The organism is Streptomyces sp. NPDC058195, from assembly GCF_042883525.1.
Classification (GTDB): Bacteria; Actinomycetota; Actinomycetes; order Streptomycetales; family Streptomycetaceae; genus Streptomyces.
Window position 1 is genome coordinate 53,624 of record NZ_JBHVVM010000020.1, and the last position, 21,867, is coordinate 75,490.

The following is a 21,867-nucleotide window of genomic DNA, read 5'->3' on the forward strand; positions in this document are numbered from 1 at the left end:
GGCCCCCAGCTTTTCACAGCGGGTCCGCGGATCACCGGGCACGGCGGCCGGTGACCGGGTCAGCAGCCGTCGTAGCCGGCCGTCGGCATGGAGAGTCTGCGGTGGACGTAGGCCTTGGTCCGGGGGGTGTAGCGGGGCTCGTCCAGCCCCGCGATCTCCAGCCCCACTCCCCGCCGCTCGCACTCGGCCGCGAATTCCGGCACCGAGGTGACCGCGCGGGCCAGGACACGGTCGCTGGCGGCCACGAAGAGCTCGATCTCGCCGCTCTCCACGTCGGTCCATAACGCGTGGTGGTCGGGGCGGAGCCCGTAGAGCCGCAGCTGCCGGGTGACGACGTACCCCTTGTCGGCGGCCCAGCGGGCGCACATGTCCTGCTGGCCGCGGGTGTCCACGAGGAACGGATCGCTGTCGAGCTCTTCGAGCGGTGTGAGGCTGGCGATGGCCGCCACCCGTACGTCCGTCATGTCCCCCATGACCGTCCCCCCTGGTGCGTCGCGCCCCGGTCACGATCCGCCGGAGACGGCCCGGGACCTGTCGGCGACCCTACCGTCCGCGCGGCCGCGCAAGAAGGCGCGTGCAGGGGCCGCGGGGAGGTGAAGGGCGCGGGCCGGAACGTCCGTGCGCCCCCACCCCGTTTGACCACAGGCCCTAGGCTCGACAGTGAGACACGGCGAATGACGGCGGGAACCGCGGTGAACGGCCCGGGAGCAAGGAGGCGGCACGTGCCGGTGGAAGTCACCTGGTGGGGTCATGCCACCTGCACCATCGAGGATTCCGGGGTGCGGGTGCTGACCGATCCGCTCTTCGCGCGGCGCTTCGCCCATCTGCGCCGCCGTCGCGGTGAGCTGCCCGGCCCGGAGGCCGCGGTGGCCGACGCCGTGCTCGTCTCGCATCTGCACTCCGACCATCTGCACCTGCCGTCGCTGGCCCGGCTCGCCCCCGGCAGCCGGCTGGTGGTGCCGCGCGGTGCGGTGCGCGCGGTGCCGGGGCTGCGGCTGCTGCGTACGGTGCGCGGGCTGCGGATCACCGAGGTGGTCCCGGGCGAGGAGATCCGGCTCGGCGAGGTGCGCGTGCGGGTGGTTCCCGCGCTGCACGACGGGCGGCGGCTGCCGGTGGGCGCGCACCGCTCCCCCGCGCTCGGCTTCGTGGTCGAGGGTGAGGCGCGGACGTACTTCGCGGGGGACACCGGGCTCTTCGACGACATGGCGGAGGCGGTCGGGCCGGTGGACGTGGCGCTGCTGCCGGTGGGCGGCTGGGGTCCGAACCTGGGGCACGGCCATCTGGACGCGGGCCGGGCGGCGCAGGCCCTGGCCCTGCTGGAGCCGCGGTCGGCGGTTCCGGTGCACTACGGCACGTACTGGCCGATCGGCCTGGACGGGGTCCGGCCGCACGAGTTCCACGCGCCGGGTGACGAGTTCGTCCGGAAGTCGGCGCTGCTGGCGCCGGAGGTGGCGGTGCACCGGCTGGCCCACGGTGAGCGTGTGCGGCCGGAGGCCGCCAGGTGATCCAGCAGGTCGTGGGGCAGCTGCCCCCGGAGTCGACGCAGCAGGCGGTCGGCTACCCGTCCTTGTTCCTGCTGGTGTCGCTGGGTGCGCTGGTGCCGGTGGTGCCGACCGGGGCGCTGGTGAGCTCGGCCGGAGTGGTGGCGCTGCACCAGTCGTCGCCGTTCTCCCTGCTGATCGTCTTCGTGGTGGCCTCGGCGGCGGCGTTCCTCGGTGACCTGTGCCTGTACTGGCTGGGTCAGCGCGGCGTGCGGTCGAAGAACGGATCCCGGTGGCTGAACACGATCAGCGACCGGGCGGCGCCGGAGCGGCTCGCGCAGGCCCAGCGGAAGCTGGACGAGCACGGTGCGATGGTGCTGGTGCTGTCCCGGCTGGTGCCCGCGGGACGCATTCCGGTGATGCTGGCGTGTCTGCTGGGCCGGATGCCGCTGCGCAGGTTCGCCCGTGGCGATGTTCCCGCGTGTCTGGCGTGGGCGGCGACGTACCAGCTGATCGGCGTTCTGGGCGGTTCGCTGTTCCCCGAACCGTGGCAGGGGGTGGTCGCCGCGGTGGGACTGACGCTGGTGATCAGCGGGGGTCCGGCGGTGTGGCGGCGGGCGCGGGCCCGGTTCGCCCACTGACGTCTCCCGTGTCCGTGAGGCGCCGACCGGCAGGTCCCAGAGGAGCTCTCGGGGATGTCCGGCCCGCTGCCAGGCGGTACGCGGCCGGGCCAGTGGTTTCGCCCACGGGCTCCGCGCTGCGCAGGAAGGCGGCCCTGTGCACCGGCGCCCTCGCGCGGGCGCCGAGGCCCCGGTGGGCCAGTACGGCCGTCCCGGGGCCGGTGTGCACACCGGCTGGACGCCAGCGCGGCTCGTACGCCCCGACCGGCAGAAGGGTCAGGTCGATGCCGGGGTGGTGGCGGCCGAGCCCGGCGCACCAGTTCCCGTAGCCGGTGTCCCCGGCGGCGTGGCCGCGCTGTCCGTCGGGGGCCTTGATGATCCAGCCGCCCCAGAGCGAGCGGCAGGTGCTGGTGAGGGTGCGCCTGGACCAGTGGTGGGCCGGTACGAAGCCTCAGCGGGCGCCGCCCAGTTCTGCCGAATCCCACCAGTCGAGTCCGGTGAGGCGGGTGAGGCGGGTGAGGCGGGTGAGGCGGGTGAGGTGGGTGAGGTGGGTGAGGTGGCGCCTGCGGCGCCTGCGGCCAAGCCCGGCGCTACGAGGAAGAACGGGGCGGCCTGGGCAGTCGGCGCGGGCTGGGGGCGCCCAGGTGGTCGTATGGGCTGGGGCTGATGACGACGGCGTCCACGGGCGGCAGGCCGTCAGCGCAGTTCGGCCAGGGCCGCCCCGAAATCGCTCAGCGCTTCGGCCACGTGCGGCAAGGCGAGGGGCGCCCCGGCGGTGAGTGACTCCCGTTGCCGCTCGGGGGTCGTGCCGAGCAGCGCGCCGGTGCCCAGCCGCACCCGCAGTGCCCCCAGTTCGTCGCCGAACCGGTGTCCGCCCGGTGTCGGGGTGCCGAGGCGTTCGGTCAGGTACTCCTCCAGCTCCAGCGAGTCCGTGACGCCGCGTTCGGCCAGCCGGGCCCTGAGCGGTCCGAGGTCGGCGTAGAGGTGGCGGCCCGCCTGCGGGGGCCTGGCCAGCGCGCCGGAGGCCAGGACCGCGCGGTGGGCCGCGGCGGCGACCTGGGCCTGGAGGGCGGCGGCCCGGCGGACCCGCTCGGTCACAGCGTCCGGTTCGCGCAGCGCGTGGGCGGCGGCGCTGGCCACCGGCCCGGCGACGTGCGCGCCGAGCGCGGTGAGGATGTCGAGCGTACGGGCGTGGCGCAGCGCGGCCCGGCCCGTACCGGGAAACCGTGCGACGGCGACCGGCCAGGCGGAGGGGGTCAGTGCGCCGGCCAGGTCGCACAGGACGGTGACGTCGTCGGGGAACATCTCGGCCGGGCTGAGCAGGACGGTGTCGCGGGGCCGGTGCAGGGTGTCGCGCCAGGTCTCGTCGCTGATGATGTGCAGCCCCTCGGCGACCGCCGCCTCGCACGCCTCGCTGACCAGCTCGGGCGGGGCGACGGTGGCGGTCGGGTCGTCGACGACGCAGAGCAGCAGCAGCCGCGGCCTGCCGCCCTCGGCGCGCACCCTGCGCACGGTCTCCAGCAGCGCGTACGGGTCGGGCACGCCGCCGCACTCGGCGGGGGTGGGCACCTGGTAGGCGGGCCTGCCGAGCAGCCGGGCCTGCGGGATCCAGTTCGCGGGGCAGGGGCGGGGGACGAGCACATCACCGCCGTGCGCGGCGATCAGGGCGAGCAGCAGCGGCGAGGCGCCCGGGGCGGCGGCGACGTGTTCCGGACCGCCGTGCAGCCCGCGCCGCCGCCAGTAGGCGCTCGCGGCCTCGCGCAGGGGGCCGCCGCCGCCGGTCGGCTCGGGTGCCCCGGAGTCCGCCGCCGAGGCGAGCACCGCGGCCAGTTCGGGCAGCACGGGCAGCCCGGGGTCGGGGGCGGGCGGCCCGTAGCGGACCGGGCCCCGGTCCTCGCGTACGAAGCGACCCTCGGTCCGCTCGGTCCGCCGCCGCGCCATCCGGTCCTCCTTCACCGCCGCGCCGTCACATCAGGCCCCTCGCCTTCAGGCCCCTCGCCCTCAGGCCCCTCGCCCTCAGGCCCTTCACGCGTCAGGCCCTTTATACGAGGGATCGGGTGAGCGCGCCCGGTGGCCGGGCGCGCCGCGGCGTCAGCCCGCGAAGGCCGTCCCGGGCACTCCGCGCCCCGCGCCGGGCAGCACCAGCAGCGCGCCGGAGAGCGGGTGCGGGGCGGTGAGCCCGGTGCGGGCGGTGGTGATGTAGAGGTCGCTCAGGTCGGCGCCGCCGAAGGCGCAGGCGGTCGGGCGGCGCACGGGCAGCGGGACGATCCGGTCCAGGGCTCCGTCCGGTGCGTACCGGCGCACGGCGGCCCCGTCCCACAGGGCGACCCAGACGGCGCCCTCGGCGTCGACGGTCAGCCCGTCGGGGAAGCCCGCCCCTTCCTCGACGGTGGCGAACGGGCGCCGCCGCGTGACACGGGCGCCGTCGACGTCGAAGACGTCGATCCGGCGCGTGGGGGTGTCGATGAAGTACATCAGCCGTCCGTCCGGACTCCAGCCGATGCCGTTGCCGCACGACACGGCGGGCAGGATCTCGGTCACCGTGCCGTCGGCCGCGACGCGGGTGAGGTGTCCGCCGCCCTCGGCCCCGTCGTACCGCATGGTGCCCGCCCACAGCGATCCGTCCGGAGCGACGGCCGCGTCGTTTCCGCGCCGCCCCGGCACCGGGTCGTGGACCAGCCAGCGGAAGGCCCCGTCGGGGGCGTACAGGCCGATGCCGTCCCGCAGATGGACCGCCAGACCGCCGCCCGCGCGCGGTTTGGCCGCGCCGACGTGCTGCTCGGTGGCGAGCACCGTACGGCGTCGGCCGACCGGGTCGAAGGTGTGCACGCGTGCGGAGAGGATGTCGACCCAGATGAGGCGGCCGGTGGCGGCGTCCCAGGTCGGTCCCTCACCGAGCTCGGCCCGCTCGGGCACGGCCACGTCCAGGTGCGGTGCGTTCACTTCTGCCTCTCGTGGGGTCCGTGGCGTCGGAGGGTCCGGGCGTCCAGGCGTCCAGGCGTCCAGGCGTCCAGGCGTCCAGGCGGACAACGGCCGGAATGCCGAACACAGCGTAATCACGCGCCTTTTGCCCCGGCAACGGGCCACCATCCGAATGGCAAGACACGTATCTCATCATGCGACACGTCGGCGTACGGTGGCGGTGCCGATCAGTTCTTCACGGTTCGTGTCCCGGCCGTCGTGCGCCGGGGCGCGCCCAGCCGTGTTCCCGTTCCCGGAAAGGACGCACCGCCATGCCGAAGGAGACCGCCGTCTACACCCATGGCCACCACGAGTCGGTGCTGCGCTCGCACCGCTGGCGCACCGCCGCCAACTCCGCGGCCTATCTGACCGACCGGCTCCGCCCGGGTCTGTCCGTGCTGGACGTGGGCTGCGGTCCGGGCACCATCACCGCGGACCTGGCCGCCCTGGTCGCCCCCGGCCAGGTGACCGCCGTCGACACCTCGGCGGAGGTGCTGTCCGGGGCTGCCGCGGTGGCGGCCGAACGCGGCCTGGGCAACGTCGGGTTCGCGACCGGTGATGTCCACGACCTGGACTTCCCCGACGACTCCTTCGACATCGTCCATGCCCATCAGGTGCTCCAGCACGTGGGCGACCCGGTGCGCGCGCTGCGCGAGATGCGGCGCGTGTGCCGCCCCGGCGGCATCGTCGCGGCCCGTGACAGCGACTACGCGGCGATGAGCTGGTACCCGGAGGTTCCCGGCCTGGCCGACTGGCTCGACCTGTACCGCCGGGTCGCCCGCGGCAACGGCGGCGAACCGGACGCGGGCCGCCGCCTGCTCTCCTGGGCCCGGCAGGCGGGCTTCACCGACATCACTCCGTCCGCCGGGAGCTGGTGCTTCGCCACGCCGGAGAGCCGGGCCTGGTGGAGCGGGCTGTGGGCGGACCGCACGGTCGGGTCCGCGTACGCGGAACGGGCCGTCTCCGGCGGCTTCGCGAGCGCCGGTGAACTGGCCGCGATCGCCGACGCGTGGCGTGCGTGGGGCAGCCGGGAGGACGCCTGGTTCATGGTCCCGCACGGCGAAGTCCTCTGCCGGGCCTGAGCCGCCACCAGAGCCCGCCGGAACCGATCTCAGGGCGAGGCGCCGCCAACTACCCTTGGCCTCATGGATATTCAGGGAACCACGCTCCGGATCTGTGTCGATGACCTGGAGGCCGCGACGGCCTTCTACCAGGAGCTCACCGGCAGCCCCGCGCTCCGCTTCGAGCGCGGCGGGGTCTCGGTCGCCGCGATCGGCTGCTTCCTGCTCATGAGCGGCCCGGAGCCGGAACTGGAGATCCTGCGCAAGGTGACGGCGACGATCGCGGTGAAGGACGTCGACGAGGCGCACGCCGATCTCACCCGGGTCGGCGCCCGCATCCTCGCGGGGCCGGTACCGACACCGGTCGGCCGCAATCTGATCGCCGTCCACCCGGACGGCTCGGTCTTCGAGTACGCCGACCGGAACCCGGCACCCGGCGGGAACCGCTGAGTCCGCGTCCGGGCCGGGGGGCCTCCACGGCCCGGACGCGGACTCAGCCGGCCGGGCGCATCCTGAAGTCGTACGCGTCCGGCAGCGGCTCGTCGGTGACCTGGGCCCACACCTCGCCCAGGATCTCCGCGCCCTCGCGCAGGTCGGCCACCTCGAAGCCCGCGTCGAAGACGGCGCGGGCGGCGGCCCGGTCGCCCTCGGCGATCAGCAGCCGGGCCTCCAGCAGCCGGAAGCGGCCCCGCCGCCGGACTTCCGGGGACAGCGCGCCCCACACGGTCCGGGCCGCGGCGGCGCGCCCCGCGGCCAGCAGCGCCTCCGCCGCCTCCCGGCCCAGCGCCGCCTCGGCCGCCGTCCACTCCGCACCCTCCTCGCGGTGCGCGCGCAGATCCTCGAACGCCTCGGTCAGCAGGTCCGCCGCCCGCTCCTCCTGCCGCCCGTCCGCGGCGGCGACGGCCAGACACCGCAGCAGCGGCCAGCGGGACGGGGCGAGCGCCAGCCCGCGCTCCCAGCTGCGTACCGCCTGGGCGCGGTCTCCGGCATGCCACTGGGCGATACCCAGGTGGTATTCGGTGAGCGGGTCGGCCGGGGCCGTTTCCAGCATGTCGCGCCAGTGCGGGGAGACCAGGGAGGGTCCGGGCGGGGTGGGCCGGTCCGGAGCCGGGAGGGCGCCCAGCTCCAGCAACTCCAGCCAGGGGCGCTGCTGTTCACCGAGGGTGGCGGTGTCGAACGGTGTGCCGGGCAGCTCGAACCCGCCCCGCCGGACCTCCAGCGCGCCCCAGCCTGAGGCAGTGGCGAGCGACTCACCGGGGGCGGTGTCGGCGCAGCGCCGCCAGGCCGTGTACGCGGCGTCGACGTCGGCGCGCGGCAGTGCCGTGGCGAGCCTTTGTTCGGTCTCGGCGCGGGCAGCGGCCCAGTCCTCACCGTGCACGGTGTCCGGGTCCGCGGAGAGCGGACCGTACGACTCCAGCCAGCTGAACTCGCCGCCCGGTTCGAGCGGGACGTGCTCCAGCTGGGTGCGGGCGAGCCCGGCCTGGATCTCGGCGTAGCCGACCGTGCCGGGTGCGGTGAGCCACTCCTGCCAGCGCCGGCCGCCCGCGCCTGCGCCCCAGATGAACAGCTTCCGGCCGCGCAGCAGATCGGTCGACGTCTGGACGAGCCCGTGGCCGTGCTCGTCGAGCGAGGCTATCCAGCGGCGGGCGCCGTCGGGGACCTCGTAGAAGTAGTCGGCGGGGAAGTCGCCGCGCAGCGGGTACGTGCGGTCCACGGAGCCGGAGACGGGGACCGGCACCCGGGTCAGGGACCGTTCGTACCCGAAGTGCCACGCCTCGTCGGCGGGGGCCAGGACGCGGGTGCGTTCCCCCTCGGGCACGGCGATGTTGGACCACCAGTACACCGGTGCGGTGTGCTCGTGCGGATTGCGGACACGTACGCCGACGTGCAGGAAGTCGGAGTCCTCGGGCAGCCACAGGTCGACCTGGAACGGCAGGTCGCGCAGCCGCTCCCACTCCCAGAGGCGGACCATCTCGCCACCGTCCGGCGCCGGGACGCGGGCCGCGTGGACGGGGGCGCAGGAGAGGGTGGTGTGACCCGTGGCGCCGATGTTCCACTCGATGCCGCCGGAGAACCAGGCGCCGTTGAGCGCGAAATCGGCGGGCTGGAGGACCGGGTTGGTGTAGAGCAGTTCGCGGCCGGTCGGCTTGTGATGGAGGGAGTGCACACGGCCGCCGAAGCCCGGCAGCACGGTGGCCCGCAGCCGGTCGTTCTCGATGACGATCGTGTCGATCGCGGCGGGGGTGCGCTCGCGGCCGTAGCCGTCGAGGATGCGCACCGGCAGCACGGTGCTCAGGGGCCGGTAGCCGATCTGGCGCGCCATGTCACGGGGCAGCGCGGCCCGTTCGCGCGCGTCGACCGTATGCATCTCGTCGAGCGGCCGCAGCGCGGGCAGCGGATTCTCCGGGCCCAGCGGTGCGGCGGGCAGAGTCAGTACGGCACGTCGTACGGTCGTGGCCAAGGCAACCTCGCTCCCTCGCGCGGGCCGCCACGGGTCCGGGCGTCCCGATGACCATGGAACACGCTGGGCAACGCCCTGACCAGGGGCCCCGCTGTCAGAACTTCGGCAAAGCGGCCGAGCCGCCCGGCCTCTGCCCCGAGGGACGCGGAAATTCGGATGCGCCCCGCCCGAACCGTCGTACCCTGGCCCCGGCCATGCACGGGCCGCGGGCGACGCGGCACACCGAGCGGAACGCGGAGCGGACGACGATGAGCACACAGCACACCTACCGAGTGATCGTGCGTGGCACCTGGGACGGCCTGACGGACGCGGCCCGCACCCGGCTGCTCGCCGAGGTGGACTCCCACGGTCTGAGCGCCATGCGGTTCACCGAGGAGGGCACCCTCACCTACGACCGGGTGCTCAAGCACTTCAGCTTCCGCTACGTGGTCGTCTCCGACGCCGCGGACGGCGAGGAAATGGCGGGCGCCATCGCCGAGGACCGCGCGGAAACCTATCTGGACGGCCAGGGGTACGGCCATGGACCCCTGCGCTCCACGGTGACCGACATGGACACCATGAAGGTCAACTACAAGGGCCGCCGGACGCCAGGGGCAGCGTGACACCGGGCAGAAGACTGCCCAACAGGCGCTGACCTGCATTTCCTCTGCACCGAGCGCTGTCACCGTCCTGCTGGCTCGCACGCCGGACCGTCCCGCGAAAGCCCCCCGACCCCCCAATAGCCCCGAGCAGCCCCTGCCTCGGCTCTCAGCCCCGCTTCCGGATGACGCAACCGGGCAGGAACACCGGCCTCGCAGCCGTCCGGGCACCTCGGCAGCACCGGCCCTCGCGGCACAGAGACCGCTTGTGACCTGCCGTCACGCCACTCCGCAGGAGCCTGGACGCCGAAAACCGGGCGATGGGAGAGGACTGCTGCCTACCTGAGGCCTCCGCTAGCGCAGAGAGCACCCCGGACGGCGCCCCCAGCGCCGCAAGCTCGGTTCACCTCCGCTCGCGCGGAGAGCACGTACTCGCCGGGCTCGGTGTCGAGGAAGACCTCGGTTCACCTCCGCTCGCGCGGAGAGCACTGGCTGCTGGCGGGGGAGGAGTGGCGGAAGCCCGGTTCACCTCCGCTCGCGCGGAGAGCACGAGACCGAGTCCGGCCGCTTCCCGTCCTGAACCGGTTCACCTCCGCTCGCGCGTGGGGTTCACCTCCGCTCGCGCGGAGAGCACTGCGACCGCAGCTCGGCCGACGCGCCCGGCGTCGGTTCACCTCCGCTCGCGCGGAGAGCACGTCTGCGCGCAGTGCGGCCAGTCCGTCACGGACGGTTCACCTCCGCTCGCGCGGAGAGCATGTCAGCCCCTCCGTGTCGTCGGTGATCTCCTCCGGTTCACCTCCGCTCGCGCGGAGAGCACTGCTCCTGCCAGTGCCGGTGGACCTGGGTGAACGGTTCACCTCCGCTCGCGCGGAGAGCACCTCGTGAAGGAGGGGGACCAGCCGACGCACACCGGTTCATCTCCGCTCGCGCGGAGAGCACGTCCGGGTCGGCCAGCTCGCTGCCGTCCTCTTCGGTTCACCTCCGCTCGCGCGGAGAGCACGCTGGGCGGGCACAAGATCGACGTGCCGACCGCGGTTCACCTCCGCTCGCGCGGAGAGCACGGATCGTCCGACGGAATCGGTCAGGTTCGGCGTGGTTCACCTCCGCTCGCGCGGAGAGCACAACACGACCGCGATGGGGAGCATGTCGTGGCGCGGTTCACCTCCGCTCGCGCGGAGAGCACCCCGACGACGACAGCGACACCGGGTTCGGGACCGGTTCACCTCCGCTCGCGCGGAGAGCACCTGCGTATACGCGGGGGGTACGGCCTGGCGGGCGGTTCACCTCCGCTCGCGCGGAGAGCACGAGATCAGCCCCGAGCGGCCCCGGATCACGGTCGGTTCACCTCCGCTCGCGCGGAGAGCACGCGGGCCAAGCCCGTTGACCGCCCGGCCGTGACGGTTCACCTCCGCTCGCGCGGAGAGCACTTTTCGGGGTGCACCAGGAGGTGCGGTCAGACCGGTTCACCTCCGCTCGCGCGGAGAGCACGGAAGATGAAGTTACTACCTACCGCGACGATCGGGTTCACCTCCGCTCGCGCGGAGAGCACGCCACCGACGGCAACATTTCCACCCTCGGAAACGGTTCACCTCCGCTCGCGCGGAGAGCACGTGTGATGTGATGGTGGCGGGCATGCCGCCTCCGGTTCACCTCCGCTCGCGCGGAGAGCACTCGGTGTAGGAGATGCCTTCGTAGGTGGTCTGCGGTTCACCTCCGCTCGCGCGGAGAGCACCCACCCTCGATGATTTCGACGGCACCATCGACCGGTTCACCTCCGCTCGCGCGGAGAGCACCCGCGCGTCAGGGGGCGGCACCGAACATGCAACGGTTCACCTCCGCTCGCGCGGAGAGCACCCCTGAGCGCCAACTCAGGGGTTGCAGGTGAACGGTTCACCTCCGCTCGCGCGGAGAGCACGTTTTCTCGATGCTGACAGGCATGTGGTGCCCCGGTTCACCTCCGCTCGCGCGGAGAGGCACGTCATCCACGCGTCGATCACGGCCCAGTCGGCCGGTTCACCTCCGCTCGCGCGGAGAGCACATACCGGCGTTGATGGGCTCACTCATGGGGTTCGGTTCACCTCCGCTCGCGCGGAGAGCACGCCGTATACCCCCTGACCTGCGACGTTGGCCGCGGTTCACCTCCGCTCGCGCGGAGAGCACGTCTCCCCTCAGAAGCCTGCGGACTGACTGGTCGGTTCACCTCCGCTCGCGCGGAGAGCACGGACGCTGTTCGCGACCGTGCTCGCTGCCGCACGGTTCACCTCCGCTCGCGCGGAGAGCACAGCTGATCTAGTCGAGGCCGCCAACTATCCGGCGGTTCACCTCCGCTCGCGCGGAGAGCACAACTACCGTCACCGACCCATGAAATGCAAGGACGGTTCACCTCCGCTCGCGCGGAGAGCACTGGCGCTCATCGCCCGCTGAACTCCCGCTGCGCGGTTCACCTCCGCTCGCGCGGAGAGCACACCACGGCGACGGCGGCCGCCGTCGACCCGCGCGGTTCACCTCCGCTCGCGCGGAGAGCACAGCGCGAGCATCGCCATCGACGCCAGCCCCAGCGGTTCACCTCCGCTCGCGCGGAGAGCACCCACCCAGCGCGTGCGTCAGCGCCTTTTCGGACGGTTCACCTCCGCTCGCGCGGAGAGCACTCTCCAGCGTGCGCCTCTCTGCCCGGCAGTGCCGGTTCACCTCCGCTCGCGCGGAGAGCACAAGATCGTTTTGATCGGCTGCACGATGGCCTTCGGTTCACCTCCGCTCGCGCGGAGAGCACAGCCGGAGCCGGACGACTGGAAAGGCGCGGCGCGGTTCACCTCCGCTCGCGCGGAGAGCACGGCGCCGATGGCCAGCGGCACCGAACATGCAACGGTTCACCTCCGCTCGCGCGGAGAGCACGGCTACGCGGCCAAGCGCTTGGCCCGGATCGGCGGTTCACCTCCGCTCGTGCGGAGAGCACGGTGGACGGGTGGTGCTGGAATGGCACGAGTGCGGTTCACCTCCGCTCGCGCGGAGAGCACGGTACCTGCGCCCCGGCCTCCTCGCCCGCCACCGGTTCACCTCCGCTCGCGCGGAGAGCACTTCCGAAGCCGCTCAGCCAAACCAACTCGCGACGGTTCACCTCCGCTCGCGCGGAGAGCACGGAGGAGCACCTGCTGCGCCACGGCAAGGTGCGGGTTCACCTCCGCTCGCGCGGAGAGCACGCCGCCGCTTTCTCCGCCGACTCCTGCGCATCCGGTTCACCTCCGCTCGCGCGGAGAGCACCCTTCGCGACCTGCACTTACCCAACGCCTTTGCAGTTTCTTTGCCATCGCTGGTGATGCATTCAGCTCGATTCGTCGCAGTCGCGCAGTGATTGTAAAGCTCGGCCCTCACATTGCAAGCGCATCAGGTGATTTGGAGCTGTTGTCAGTGCGGGGTGCTATCTCTGGGCACATGGTGAAGCACGAAGGCGCTGGCTCCTCCGAGAGGTGCCTCCTGGATACTCGTCTGTGGGGCAAGGAGCACGGGCTGTCGCTGCCGTACCCAGTGATGTGTCACCTTCTGGATACCGGTGCAGTGTTCCAGGCACTCTGGGATGTCGTGTTGAGTGACAAGACCCGGGTCGCCGTAGCGGATGCACTCGGTCTGAACGTGGTGGAGGCGCGTACGCTCGTCTCGTTCTGGGCCGGGTTGCATGACATCGGCAAGATCACACCACCTTTCCAGGCCCAGGTTCCGGCTTGTTACAGCCGCGTTCGAAACGACCCCGCCTATGTCAGTGCGCCGGGCGCCGAGGCCGAGAAGAGCTTTCGTCACGAGATCGCATCCCACTGGGCCCTCGCCGAGCTGTTCGAGGCGGCGGGCTATCCCGGTGACGGGCGGCTGCCCCGGAAGTCCGTAAGCCATCAGGCCGCACAGCTTCTGGGTGGTCATCACGGCATTTTCGGAGCGGTGCTCAAAGCGAAGGAGCTCGCGCAGGCCGAAAGCTACAACCCCGGCCTCGGCGCGCGGGGTTGGGCCGACCAGCGACGCGCTCATTTCGCCGAGCTTCAACGTGCCATGGGCGCGTTCGCGGTTCCTCTGCACGGGCTCCCCGCCGGGCTGGCCGTAGTGGTGACCGGTCTCGTCGTCGTGGCGGACTGGCTTGCCAGTCAGACGTCCGCGATCGAGCCGCGCATGCCTGCTTCCGGCTGGTCGGGCACGGCGGACGAGGTAGATGCGCACTGGCAGGCCGCGGTGAAGGCCGCGCCGGAGTTGGTGCGGGCAGCACGGCTGGGCCGGGCTCAGTTCTCGGCCGAGGAGTTCGGCGCCATGTTCCCCTTCGCTCCCAACAGCCTGCAGCGGGATCTGGCGGAGCATCTTCCGCACTTGGTCGATGAGCACGGGGCGGGACTGGTGCTGGTGACGGCCCCGACCGGCGACGGGAAGACGGAGGCCGCTTTGTTCGCGTCCTCGTTACTGGGGCGGGCGGCGGGGGCCCGGGGGCTGTATTTCGCCCTGCCGACGATGGGGACGGCGGACGCGATGCAGCCGCGCGTAGCGGAGTTCGCCGCCCGGTCGTTATCCGGTGAGCGTGCGCTGATGCTGCTGCATTCGATGGCGTGGCTGAGCGCTGCGGACGGTCGCGACGGCGCGGCCCCTTCTGAACCCTTGGCCGGTGAGAGCCTGGTCAGTGCCGGGAGGAACACGGCGGTCGAGGCCGACGGCTGGTTAAGGGGTTCGAAGCGCGGGCTGCTCGCTCCGCTGGGGGTGGGGACGATCGACCAGGCCCTGAGCGCTGTGCTGCCTGTGCGGTACAACGCGCTGCGGCTGTTCGGGCTGTCGGACAAGGTGCTCGTGGTCGATGAGGCTCATGCCTACGGCCCGTGGATGCATCAGCTTCTCGTGCGTCTTCTGGAGTGGCTGGGTGCGATGGGCGCTCCGGTGGTGCTGCTGTCGGCAACGTTGACCGGCCGTTCGGCAGGCTCGCTGGTCGACGCGTACCGGCGCGGTGCCGGCTTCCCTGAGCCGTCCCGGGTGGTTCCGCGATACCCCGGCTGGCTGTTCGTGAGCGGGTCCTCGGGGGACGTGTCGCCTGCACGGGGCACCGCGAGCAACCGCGCCCGCACGTTAAGGGTGGCACGTCGGCCGGTGGTATGGGACACCGCTGAGCCAGCCGGTGCGCCGCCACGCGACGAGGGCCGCCGGGCGGCTCTGAGGGAGGTACTGGCGCCTGTCGCCGAAAAGGGCGGCACGGCTCTGGTGTGCTGCACGACCGTCGCCGAGGCCCAGCAGACGTACCGGGATCTGCGAACGGCCTTCCCCGCTCTCGCGGCTCGTCCGGGCGGGTTACGGCTGCTGCACTCCCGGTTTCCGGCGGATGTGCGGGCTTCCCGCACGGCCGACTGCGAGAGCGCGTACGGCAAGCCCCGGCCCTCCGAGGGAGTGGTCACGGCGCGTCCGGCCTCGGTGCTGGTGGCTACGCAGGTGGTGGAGCAGTCCCTGGACTTCGACTTCGACCTGGTGGTGAGCGATCTCGCCCCGCTGGCGCAGTTACTGCAGCGTGCCGGGCGCGGGCGTCGGCACGTACGCGGTCCCCTCGGCCGTCCGCGATGGGCCGCTGCGGAGAGCGAACCGGAACTGGTCGTACTCGATCCGCTGGCCGGGCCCGACGGCTCCGTCCCACGCTCGTGGGGGACGGTCTACGACGCGGGCCTGCTCGGGCGGACGTCCTTGATCCTGACGGAGTGTGCCCGTGACGGCATCGCGGTCCCGGGCGGTGTACAGCGGCTGGTGGACGAGGTGTACGAGGACGGTTTCGTCGACCGGCTGGAGGGCGCGGCCCGCCAGGAGCTGGCCCGGCTGGACGAGGAGCGGGCGGCGTCGGAGGCGGCCGAGCGGCACCTTGCGGCATGGGCCGGAATCTGTGCGCCTTCGGACGTGAAGGGCGATCTCAGCAGACTCTCGCTGCGGGATGCGGGCGTGACCGAGGAGTTGCTGACGACCCGCCTCGGTGCCGACACCGGCCGGGTGCTCTGCCTGTACGAGCAGGTAGACGGGGCGGTGGCGCTCGACCCCGAGGGCCGTGATCCCGTACCTGCCGGGGGCCGGAACGGGCTCCGTTCCCCGGAGCTGGCCGCTGTCGCACGGCGGGTGGCACCGGTGCCGGGACGATGGCTTCGGGGCGGTGAGCCCAGCGGCTCCGTCCCGAAGAAGTGGGGAACACACCCTTCGCTTCGCGATCTCGTTCTGCTGACCATGCGTCCCACGGGAAACGGCACCTGGGCGTGCGGGCACGGGCGCTACACGATCTCCATATCCGAGGTCGGCCTCGAAGCTGAATGAATTATTCATGTTTCACCGCCCGGTTCGCTTATTTCCCTTACGTTCCATGTGTGGCTCCACGCAACCGACTTCCGGCCGCCTCGGAGCCTCTCCCCGAGCCCGAGCCCGAGCCCGAGTCCGAGGACGCCGACGACGTGCTGTGACTGCTTTCGGATTCCGACCCGGTTCGGCCCTTTCTGCATGACGACAGGACACCGCTATGCCCACCGGCACGTTCAACTTGATCGACCAGCCCTGTGTCCCCGTGCGCTGGAAGCCCGGCATCGCCGTCTCCGCCGCCACGGGCGGGTTCCCGGACCAGGTGGGGCTGCGCGAACTCCTGCTGCGGAGCCACGACATCGAGTGTCTCGCCGTCGCCGACGCGCCCGCGCACGCGGCGCTGCTCCGGATCCTTTACGCACTCACCGCCCGGGTGGCCGGGCTGACCGAGCAAGGGCCCGAAGGGGACTGGGACGAACGTCGGCTGCACGTTCTCGACACGGGTCGGCTTCCGCCGAGCGGGATCGACACGTACTTCGGGACGTTCGAGGACCGGTTCTTCCTGTTCTCCCCCGATGGCCGCCCGTGGATGCAGGATCCCCGGCTGGCAGACCAGTGCGACGCCACGAAGACCGCTGGTGTCAACAAGCTCATCGTCACCCGCCCTTCGGGCAACAACCACTCCTGGTTCCGGCACGATTCGGACGCTGCCGCCGAGCCGCCCACCGCGTCCGAAGCCTTCCTCGGACTCCTGGCGTGGCACTACTACGGCCCGTCCGGCCGCTGTTCGTCCCGCGAAGTGAACGGGGTGAAGAGCGCGAGCGCCACCGCTGGTCCGCTGCGGACAGCCTTGTCCTACCACCCCGAGGGCACGTCCCTCTTCGAGACGCTCCTCGCCGGTCTGGTGCCTCCCGAGGACAGCGTGCGGGGGGAGGAGGACCTGTGCCCGTGGGAGCAGGAGGACCTGCCCGATCCGGACAGTCCGCCGAGAGCGTCGCGCGGGCCGCGTTCCCGGCACACCGGCCGGTCCCAGCACGCGCTGCTCCTGGTACCCGACGAGGACAGCAGCCATGTGCGGGACGCGTTCATCACCTGGGCGTACCGGGGTGAGCGGATGCCCCGGGAGGACGACTACCTCATCTGGCAGGTCAGCCAGAAGGGCAACCGCTATCCGCGCCCCGCCGACGCGGGCCGGGCGCTGTGGCGGGACCTGGACGCCCTGCTGCTTCAGCATCCGCCCGCGGGCAGCGCCCACCCGCAGCAGCCCCGCGTGTTCCACACCGCAGGTGAGGTGTCCGAGAACCTGCGGGTGCGGGCGCTCGGCTTCGATCAGGAGGGGCAGGCCAAGGACACTCAGTTCGTCGACGCCAGCACCCCGGCGGTCCTCGGATTCGCCGAGCGCAATGACGCTCGCACCGTCCCCGTCGTAGGCCGCCTGCGCCAGTTCGGTGAGCTGTACGGGCGCCGCCTGGACCGGGCCGTCACACGCGCGTGGGCCGCCTACGTCAGAGACACCACAGCGGACGGTGCGGCGTGGGCCGCTGAGGCAGGAGCCCGGTACTGGCCTCGCGCCGAGGCCGAGTTCTGGGCCCGTTTCCGCCTCCTGGACCGCACCGGCGACGTCGCCGACGGCGGATTCGATCCTGCGGCTACCCGCAGGGCGTTCCTGCGCCTGGCCGAGGAGGCGTACGACACCGTGACTTCCCCCGTCACCCGCACCCTGCGCGGCGCTAAGGCTGTCTCGCAGGCCCGCATCGATCTCTACGGCGGAACACCGAAAAGGAGGAACCGGTGAACCGCCCCCGGCCCCGCACGACAACCAAGGAGTCCACCGGATGACGACCACTCCCCCACCGGCCGACGGCAGCATTGACGGCGGCATGACCGGGCCGCCGGGCAGGACGGCCGGGAAGATCCCACGGCAGGGACTGGGCAGCACGCCGCGGGGCGGTCGCTCGGTCGCGTACACCGACTGGGTCGAGCGGGTCTGCCGCGAAGACTCTGGCGCCCGCAGTGCGTTGCGCAGCGGGCTGCGCAAGGATCTGGACTCGGTGCCGCGCATGCACCGCCTGGTCTCCCCGTGGCTCCCCGAACACCGCTCTGCCGACATGGAGCGGGCGTACTACGCCGTCGCCGCGATGATCGCCGCCCAGCCACGCAGCGCACCGGCAGCATGGGATGACACCGGCGACGAACCGGTGCGGCCCGGTGAGCCGAAGCCCTCCGCCAGCGCACGGCGGCGGCGCACCAGTCTGGGAACGGCATTCGCCACTGCCGTCACCGAGGGTCCGGGCAGGGAGAGGGAAATGCGGGCAGACACCGCGGAGAACCGGCTCAACCTCCTCACCCGGCAGAGTGTCAACGGCCTGCACCGGCATCTTCCGGCCTCCGTCGGATACCTGTGTGCGCTGGGCGTGGATGTCGACTGGGCGCAACTGCTCGACGACATCAGCGACTGGCGCCGTCGTTCTGGGCGGATCTCGCGCACCTGGCTCCAGGACTTCTACCGGCTGCGGGACAGGAACGCCGCGCAACAGGCCTACGCCGAGGACGAGAAGGAACTCTCGGCGATTCCGGAACTAGTTCCAGGAACGGAACCGGAACCGGAACCGGCCCCCGCCTCCCCCTGACCTCCCCCACCTCGCGCACGACCCACATGAGCCACATGAGCCACGCAGCACACCCGTCACGTGTGTCCGTACGAAGGAGTCACATCAGCATGCCCATGGCCGCCCGCTTCATCGACATCCACGTCATCCAGAGCGTCCCGTTCGCCAACCTGAACCGAGATGACACGAACTCGGTCAAGACAGTCCAGTACGGCAATGTGTTGCGTACACGGGTCAGCAGCCAGTCCTGGAAGCGGGCCGTCCGGGGCATGTTCGAGGACCGCATCGGCCAGCGGGCCCTGCGCACCCGGCGCATCGGTGAGCGCGTCACCCGCTTCCTCGCCGAGGAGCGGGAGTGGCCGCTGGATCTCGCCGCGCGAGCGGGGGCCCACGCGGCGGCAGCCAGCAGCATCAAGTTCGAACTCGCGAAGGACCCGGCGGACGCCAAGCAGATCGTCCCCAACAGGGTCCTCACCAACGCCATGGTCTACGTCCCCCAGAGCGCCGTCGCCGAACTCGCCGACCTGGCCGAGGAGCACCGCGACACGCTGGAGGGGGCGAAGGACATCAAGAAGCCCGCGGACAAGAGCATCCTGCCCGCGGACCGGGTCGAGGCCATCCTGCGCTCACGCAACGGCGTCATCAATGTCTTCGGCCGGATGCTCGCCGAGATCGACAACGCCGGTGTCGACGGCGCCGTCCAGGTCGCCCACGCCCTCACCACCCACGAGACCGACGTCGAGCTCGACTACTTCTCCGCCGTGGACGACATCACCGCCGCCTGGGGCGACCAGACCGGCAGCGGCCACATGGGCCACACCGAATTCAGTTCCGGCACCTTCTACCGGTACGCCACCATCGACCTCCGCGACCTCGCCGCCAACACGGGCGGGACCACCGCCGAACTCCGCGAACTCACCGCCGCCTTCCTCAGCGCGTTCATCCTGTCCCTGCCCCAGGCGAAGAAGAACTCCACGGCCCCTCACACCATCCCCGACCTCGCCCACATCTCCGTACGCGCCGACCGGCCTCTCTCGTACGCCGCGGCCTTCGAGAGCCCCGTCACCGCGTCCGGCATGGGCGGCTTCGCCGACGCCTCCCGCAGTACCCTCTCGGACTACGCCGGGACCGCCAACCGCCTGCTCGGCACCAGCAACATCGTCAGCTCCGGCTGGGCCGGGGTCGATGCCAAGGGCCTCGACGGACTCGGCACTCAGCACACCAGCTTCGCCGCCCTCATCGACGCCGCCCTCAGCGACGCCCTCACCGCGGCTCCCTCCGGAGACGCCGCATGAGCACCCGGCTTCCCGACCCCGAACCGGGACTCCTGCTCCGCCTGGCCGGGCCGCTCCAGTCCTGGGGCCTGCACAGCCACTTCAACGAACGTGACACCGCCGCATTCCCCACCCGCTCCGGAGTCATCGGCCTGCTCGCCTCAGCACTCGGGCGACGCCGTGAACAGCCCGTCGACGACCTCGCAGCCCTGCACATGACCGTGCGCACCGACCGGCCCGGCGTGATGCTGCGCGACCTGCACACCGTCGGCGGCGGGCTCCCCGCCAAAGCCACCGTGACCACAGCGGAGGGCAAGAAGCGCAGCGGCGACACGGGGACACTGCTTACCCACCGCTACTACCTCGCCGACGCCGCGTTCACGCTCGCCCTCACCACCTCCCGGCCGGACGCGGAGCACCACGCGCTTCTCGGCCGCTGCGCCGACGCCCTGCGCAGCCCTCAGTGGCCCCTGCACCTCGGGCGCCGGTCCTGCCCGCCCGAAGGCCCCGTCCTGCTCGGGCAGAGCGACGACGCACTGCACCACCTCGTCCACCTGCCGCTCGCAGCCCGTCCGCCAGCCGGTTCAGGGGCAGGGGGCAGGCCCGTGGAATTCCTCGCGGACCGCCCGCTGAACCGCCTGCCCGCCCCGGCCCACATCACCGGTCACGCGGGCGAGGACGGCGCCCACCCCTCCAGCGAACTCAACGACCAGCCCCTCAGCTACCACCCGCGCCGACGCGCCTACCGCGCCCGGCCGTTGTACCGACGCACCCTGTTCCTCCCGACCTCCCAGTTCGCCGGGCTCGGGAAAGAGCAGCTCACCGCACTGGGCGACTACCTCGGCACCCGGCTGAACCCCACCGAAGGGAGCCGACGATGACCCTCTGGCTCACCCGGATCGTCCCCGACCCCCGCTCCCGCGACGCCCGCCGCGACCTCGGCAACCCCCTCGGCACGCACCGCCGCGTCATGAGCCTCTTCCCGCCCGGCGCAGGTCCCGACCCCCGCGCACGTTTCGGCGTCCTCTTCCGTACCGAGGACACCCCCACCGGCCCCCACCTGCTTCTCCAGTCCACCCACGAGCCCGACACCGACCGCCTCCCCGACGGCTACGGAACCGCCCTCACCCGCCCCCTCGATGCCCTCATCGACGCCATCCGCCCCGGCCTGACCATCCGCTACCGCTGCGTCGCCAGCCCCGTACGCAAGCCCGGCGCCACCACTCGCGCCCTCTACGGCCTCCCGCCCGTGGTAGCCCTCACCGGCGCAGCGGCTGACGAATGGTGGCTGCGCCAGGCCGACCTCAGCGGCCTCAAAACCCTCACCCTTCACTCCCACCCCCTGGACGCCGCAGAGGGCGAACGCCGCCCCGACGGCGCCCCACCTCAACGCATCCGCCACGTCCGCACCCAGTTCGACGGCACCGCAGCCATCATCGACACCGACCTGCTCCGCACGAAAATCCTCAGCGGAATCGGACGCGGCAAGGCGTACGGCTGCGGCCTCCTCAGCATCGCCCCCGCAAGGCAGCCCCGATGACCCCACGACCCACGACCACGTCCGGCACCACTGGTAACGCACGGCGCAAACTCGCCGCTCCCACCGTCGCCATGCTCCCCCGCTTCACCGACTCCCTCTCCTTCCTCTACCTCGACATCGTCCGCATCCACCAGGACGACACCGGGGTCTGCGCGGAAGTCACCAGCGAACAGCGAGGGACGGAAACCGTCTACCTCCCGACCGCCGCCCTCAGCTGCGTCCTCCTCGGACCCGGTACCTCCATCACCGCACGCGCCCTCACCACCTTCGCCAGAAACGGCACCACCGTCCTCACCACCGGATCCGGAGGCGTCCGCTGCTACTCCGCAGCCGTCCCCGAATCACTCACAACCCTCTGGCTCGAACGCCAGACCCGCGCCTGGGCCAGCGACTCCCACCGCCTGGCCATCGCCCAGGCCATGTACGAACTCCGCTTCGGAGACGGCACCGCAACCGGCGGAACCAACCTCGACAGACTCCGCGGCATGGAAGGCCAACGGGTCAAGGCCCACTACCAACTCCTCGCCCGCCAATACAAGATCGGCCGCTTCCGCCGGGCCTACGACCCCGCGTCCTGGGACAGTCAGGACCCCGTCAACCTCGCGCTGTCCTCAGCCAACACCTGCCTCTACGGCATCGTGCACGCCGCGATCACCGCGCTCGGCTGCTCACCCGCCCTCGGCTTCGTCCACAGCGGCAACCAACAAGCCTTCGTCTACGACATCGCAGACCTCTACAAGGCCGAACTGACCATCCCGCTCGCCTTCTCCCTCCACGCGTCCTCCGACCCCGAAGCCGCAGCGCGGCGCTCGTTCCGCCACGAACTCCGCCTCTTCCAGCTGCTTCCCCGGATCGTCGCCGACATCCAGCGGCTCCTCGACCCCAGCCATACCTACGAGTGCCCTGACCCCGAAGAGCAGATGGTCGACCTGTGGGATCCCGTCACCGGCTCCGTGCCCGCTGGCGTCAACCACGGCAAGCCACTGTGACCCGCCCAACGGAA

Annotated in this window: 16 protein-coding genes, 1 pseudogene and 1 CRISPR repeat array; of the genes and pseudogenes, 12 read left to right on the top strand and 5 right to left on the bottom strand. The window is 71.9% G+C overall.

All coding sequences use genetic code 11. The annotated features are described in order from the left end of the window. Positions 1-59: 59 nt before the first annotated feature. Positions 60-464: a hypothetical protein gene (locus ACFVWY_RS23880; protein ID WP_389876111.1), complete on the bottom strand. Its 405-nt coding sequence runs from the start codon at positions 462-464 to the stop codon at positions 60-62. A 258-nt stretch (positions 465-722) separates the two neighbouring features. Between ACFVWY_RS23880 and ACFVWY_RS23885 the strand changes: the two genes are divergently transcribed. Continuing rightward, a complete protein-coding gene (locus ACFVWY_RS23885; protein WP_389875868.1) occupies positions 723-1,505 on the top strand; it encodes an MBL fold metallo-hydrolase in 783 nt (260 codons plus the stop codon). Continuing rightward, on the top strand, positions 1,502-2,122 hold the full coding sequence (locus ACFVWY_RS23890) for a DedA family protein (RefSeq protein ID WP_389875871.1): 621 nt from the start codon (positions 1,502-1,504) through the stop codon (positions 2,120-2,122). Before ACFVWY_RS23885 ends, ACFVWY_RS23890 begins: the two co-directional genes overlap by 4 nt. 9 nt (positions 2,123-2,131) lie before the next feature. Here ACFVWY_RS23890 and ACFVWY_RS23895 read toward each other — a convergent pair. The 3 genes and pseudogenes from ACFVWY_RS23895 to ACFVWY_RS23905 all read right to left on the bottom strand — a co-directional run. Beyond that, a pseudogene (locus tag ACFVWY_RS23895) lies at positions 2,132-2,799 on the bottom strand (MBL fold metallo-hydrolase); the annotation flags it as partial. Then, complete coding sequence (locus ACFVWY_RS23900) at positions 2,798-4,042, bottom strand: aminotransferase class I/II-fold pyridoxal phosphate-dependent enzyme (protein ID WP_389875873.1); 1,245 nt, start codon at positions 4,040-4,042, stop codon at positions 2,798-2,800. The pseudogene ACFVWY_RS23895 and the gene ACFVWY_RS23900, both read right to left, overlap by 2 nt. A 150-nt stretch (positions 4,043-4,192) precedes the next feature. Continuing rightward, positions 4,193-5,044: an SMP-30/gluconolactonase/LRE family protein gene (locus ACFVWY_RS23905; RefSeq protein ID WP_389875876.1), complete on the bottom strand. Its 852-nt coding sequence runs from the start codon at positions 5,042-5,044 to the stop codon at positions 4,193-4,195. 290 nt (positions 5,045-5,334) lie between these two features. On the opposite strand from ACFVWY_RS23905, the gene ACFVWY_RS23910 reads away from it, so the two are divergent. Further along, positions 5,335-6,144: a methyltransferase domain-containing protein gene (locus ACFVWY_RS23910; protein ID WP_389875879.1), complete on the top strand. Its 810-nt coding sequence runs from the start codon at positions 5,335-5,337 to the stop codon at positions 6,142-6,144. Positions 6,145-6,207: 63 nt separating this feature from the next. Further along, positions 6,208-6,573: a VOC family protein gene (locus tag ACFVWY_RS23915; protein ID WP_389875882.1), complete on the top strand. Its 366-nt coding sequence runs from the start codon at positions 6,208-6,210 to the stop codon at positions 6,571-6,573. 43 nt (positions 6,574-6,616) lie between these two features. Here the strand turns inward: ACFVWY_RS23915 and ACFVWY_RS23920 are convergent, their stop codons facing one another. Further along, a complete protein-coding gene (locus tag ACFVWY_RS23920) occupies positions 6,617-8,584 on the bottom strand; it encodes a DUF5107 domain-containing protein (protein WP_389875884.1) in 1,968 nt (655 codons plus the stop codon). 248 nt (positions 8,585-8,832) lie between these two features. Here ACFVWY_RS23920 and ACFVWY_RS23925 point away from each other — a divergent pair, with 248 nt between their 5' ends. The 8 genes from ACFVWY_RS23925 to cas1e all read left to right on the top strand — a co-directional run bounded on the left by ACFVWY_RS23925 (position 8,833) and on the right by cas1e (position 21,853). After that, positions 8,833-9,186, top strand: a complete 354-nt coding sequence (locus ACFVWY_RS23925) for a DUF6204 family protein (RefSeq protein WP_389875886.1) — start codon at positions 8,833-8,835, stop codon at positions 9,184-9,186. 317 nt (positions 9,187-9,503) lie between these two features. After that, positions 9,504-12,420: direct repeats of the CRISPR family, unit length 28 nt; unit sequence GGTTCACCTCCGCTCGCGCGGAGAGCAC. Between the two features lie 171 nt (positions 12,421-12,591). Continuing rightward, on the top strand, positions 12,592-15,462 hold the full coding sequence (gene cas3 / locus ACFVWY_RS23930; RefSeq protein WP_389875888.1) for a CRISPR-associated helicase Cas3': 2,871 nt from the start codon (positions 12,592-12,594) through the stop codon (positions 15,460-15,462). 199 nt (positions 15,463-15,661) lie between these two features. Next, entirely contained in the window at positions 15,662-17,236 is a 1,575-nt protein-coding gene (gene casA / locus ACFVWY_RS23935; RefSeq protein ID WP_389875890.1) for a type I-E CRISPR-associated protein Cse1/CasA, read from the top strand. A 40-nt stretch (positions 17,237-17,276) separates the two neighbouring features. Next, positions 17,277-18,071 carry a type I-E CRISPR-associated protein Cse2/CasB gene (gene casB, locus ACFVWY_RS23940; protein ID WP_389875893.1) on the top strand — a complete coding sequence of 265 codons (795 nt, stop codon included), beginning with the start codon at positions 17,277-17,279 and terminating at the stop codon, positions 18,069-18,071. Between the two features lie 89 nt (positions 18,072-18,160). After that, on the top strand, positions 18,161-19,345 hold the full coding sequence (gene cas7e, locus ACFVWY_RS23945) for a type I-E CRISPR-associated protein Cas7/Cse4/CasC (RefSeq protein WP_389875895.1): 1,185 nt from the start codon (positions 18,161-18,163) through the stop codon (positions 19,343-19,345). Beyond that, positions 19,342-20,205, top strand: a complete 864-nt coding sequence (gene cas5e / locus ACFVWY_RS23950; protein ID WP_389875898.1) for a type I-E CRISPR-associated protein Cas5/CasD — start codon at positions 19,342-19,344, stop codon at positions 20,203-20,205. Before cas7e ends, cas5e begins: the two co-directional genes overlap by 4 nt. Continuing rightward, complete coding sequence (gene cas6e, locus ACFVWY_RS23955; RefSeq protein WP_389875901.1) at positions 20,202-20,864, top strand: type I-E CRISPR-associated protein Cas6/Cse3/CasE; 663 nt, start codon at positions 20,202-20,204, stop codon at positions 20,862-20,864. The genes cas5e and cas6e overlap by 4 nt, the downstream gene beginning before the upstream one ends. Continuing rightward, positions 20,861-21,853, top strand: coding sequence for a type I-E CRISPR-associated endonuclease Cas1e (cas1e, locus tag ACFVWY_RS23960; RefSeq protein WP_389875904.1), 993 nt, complete (start codon positions 20,861-20,863; stop codon positions 21,851-21,853). Before cas6e ends, cas1e begins: the two co-directional genes overlap by 4 nt. The last annotated feature ends 14 nt before the right edge of the window (positions 21,854-21,867 follow it).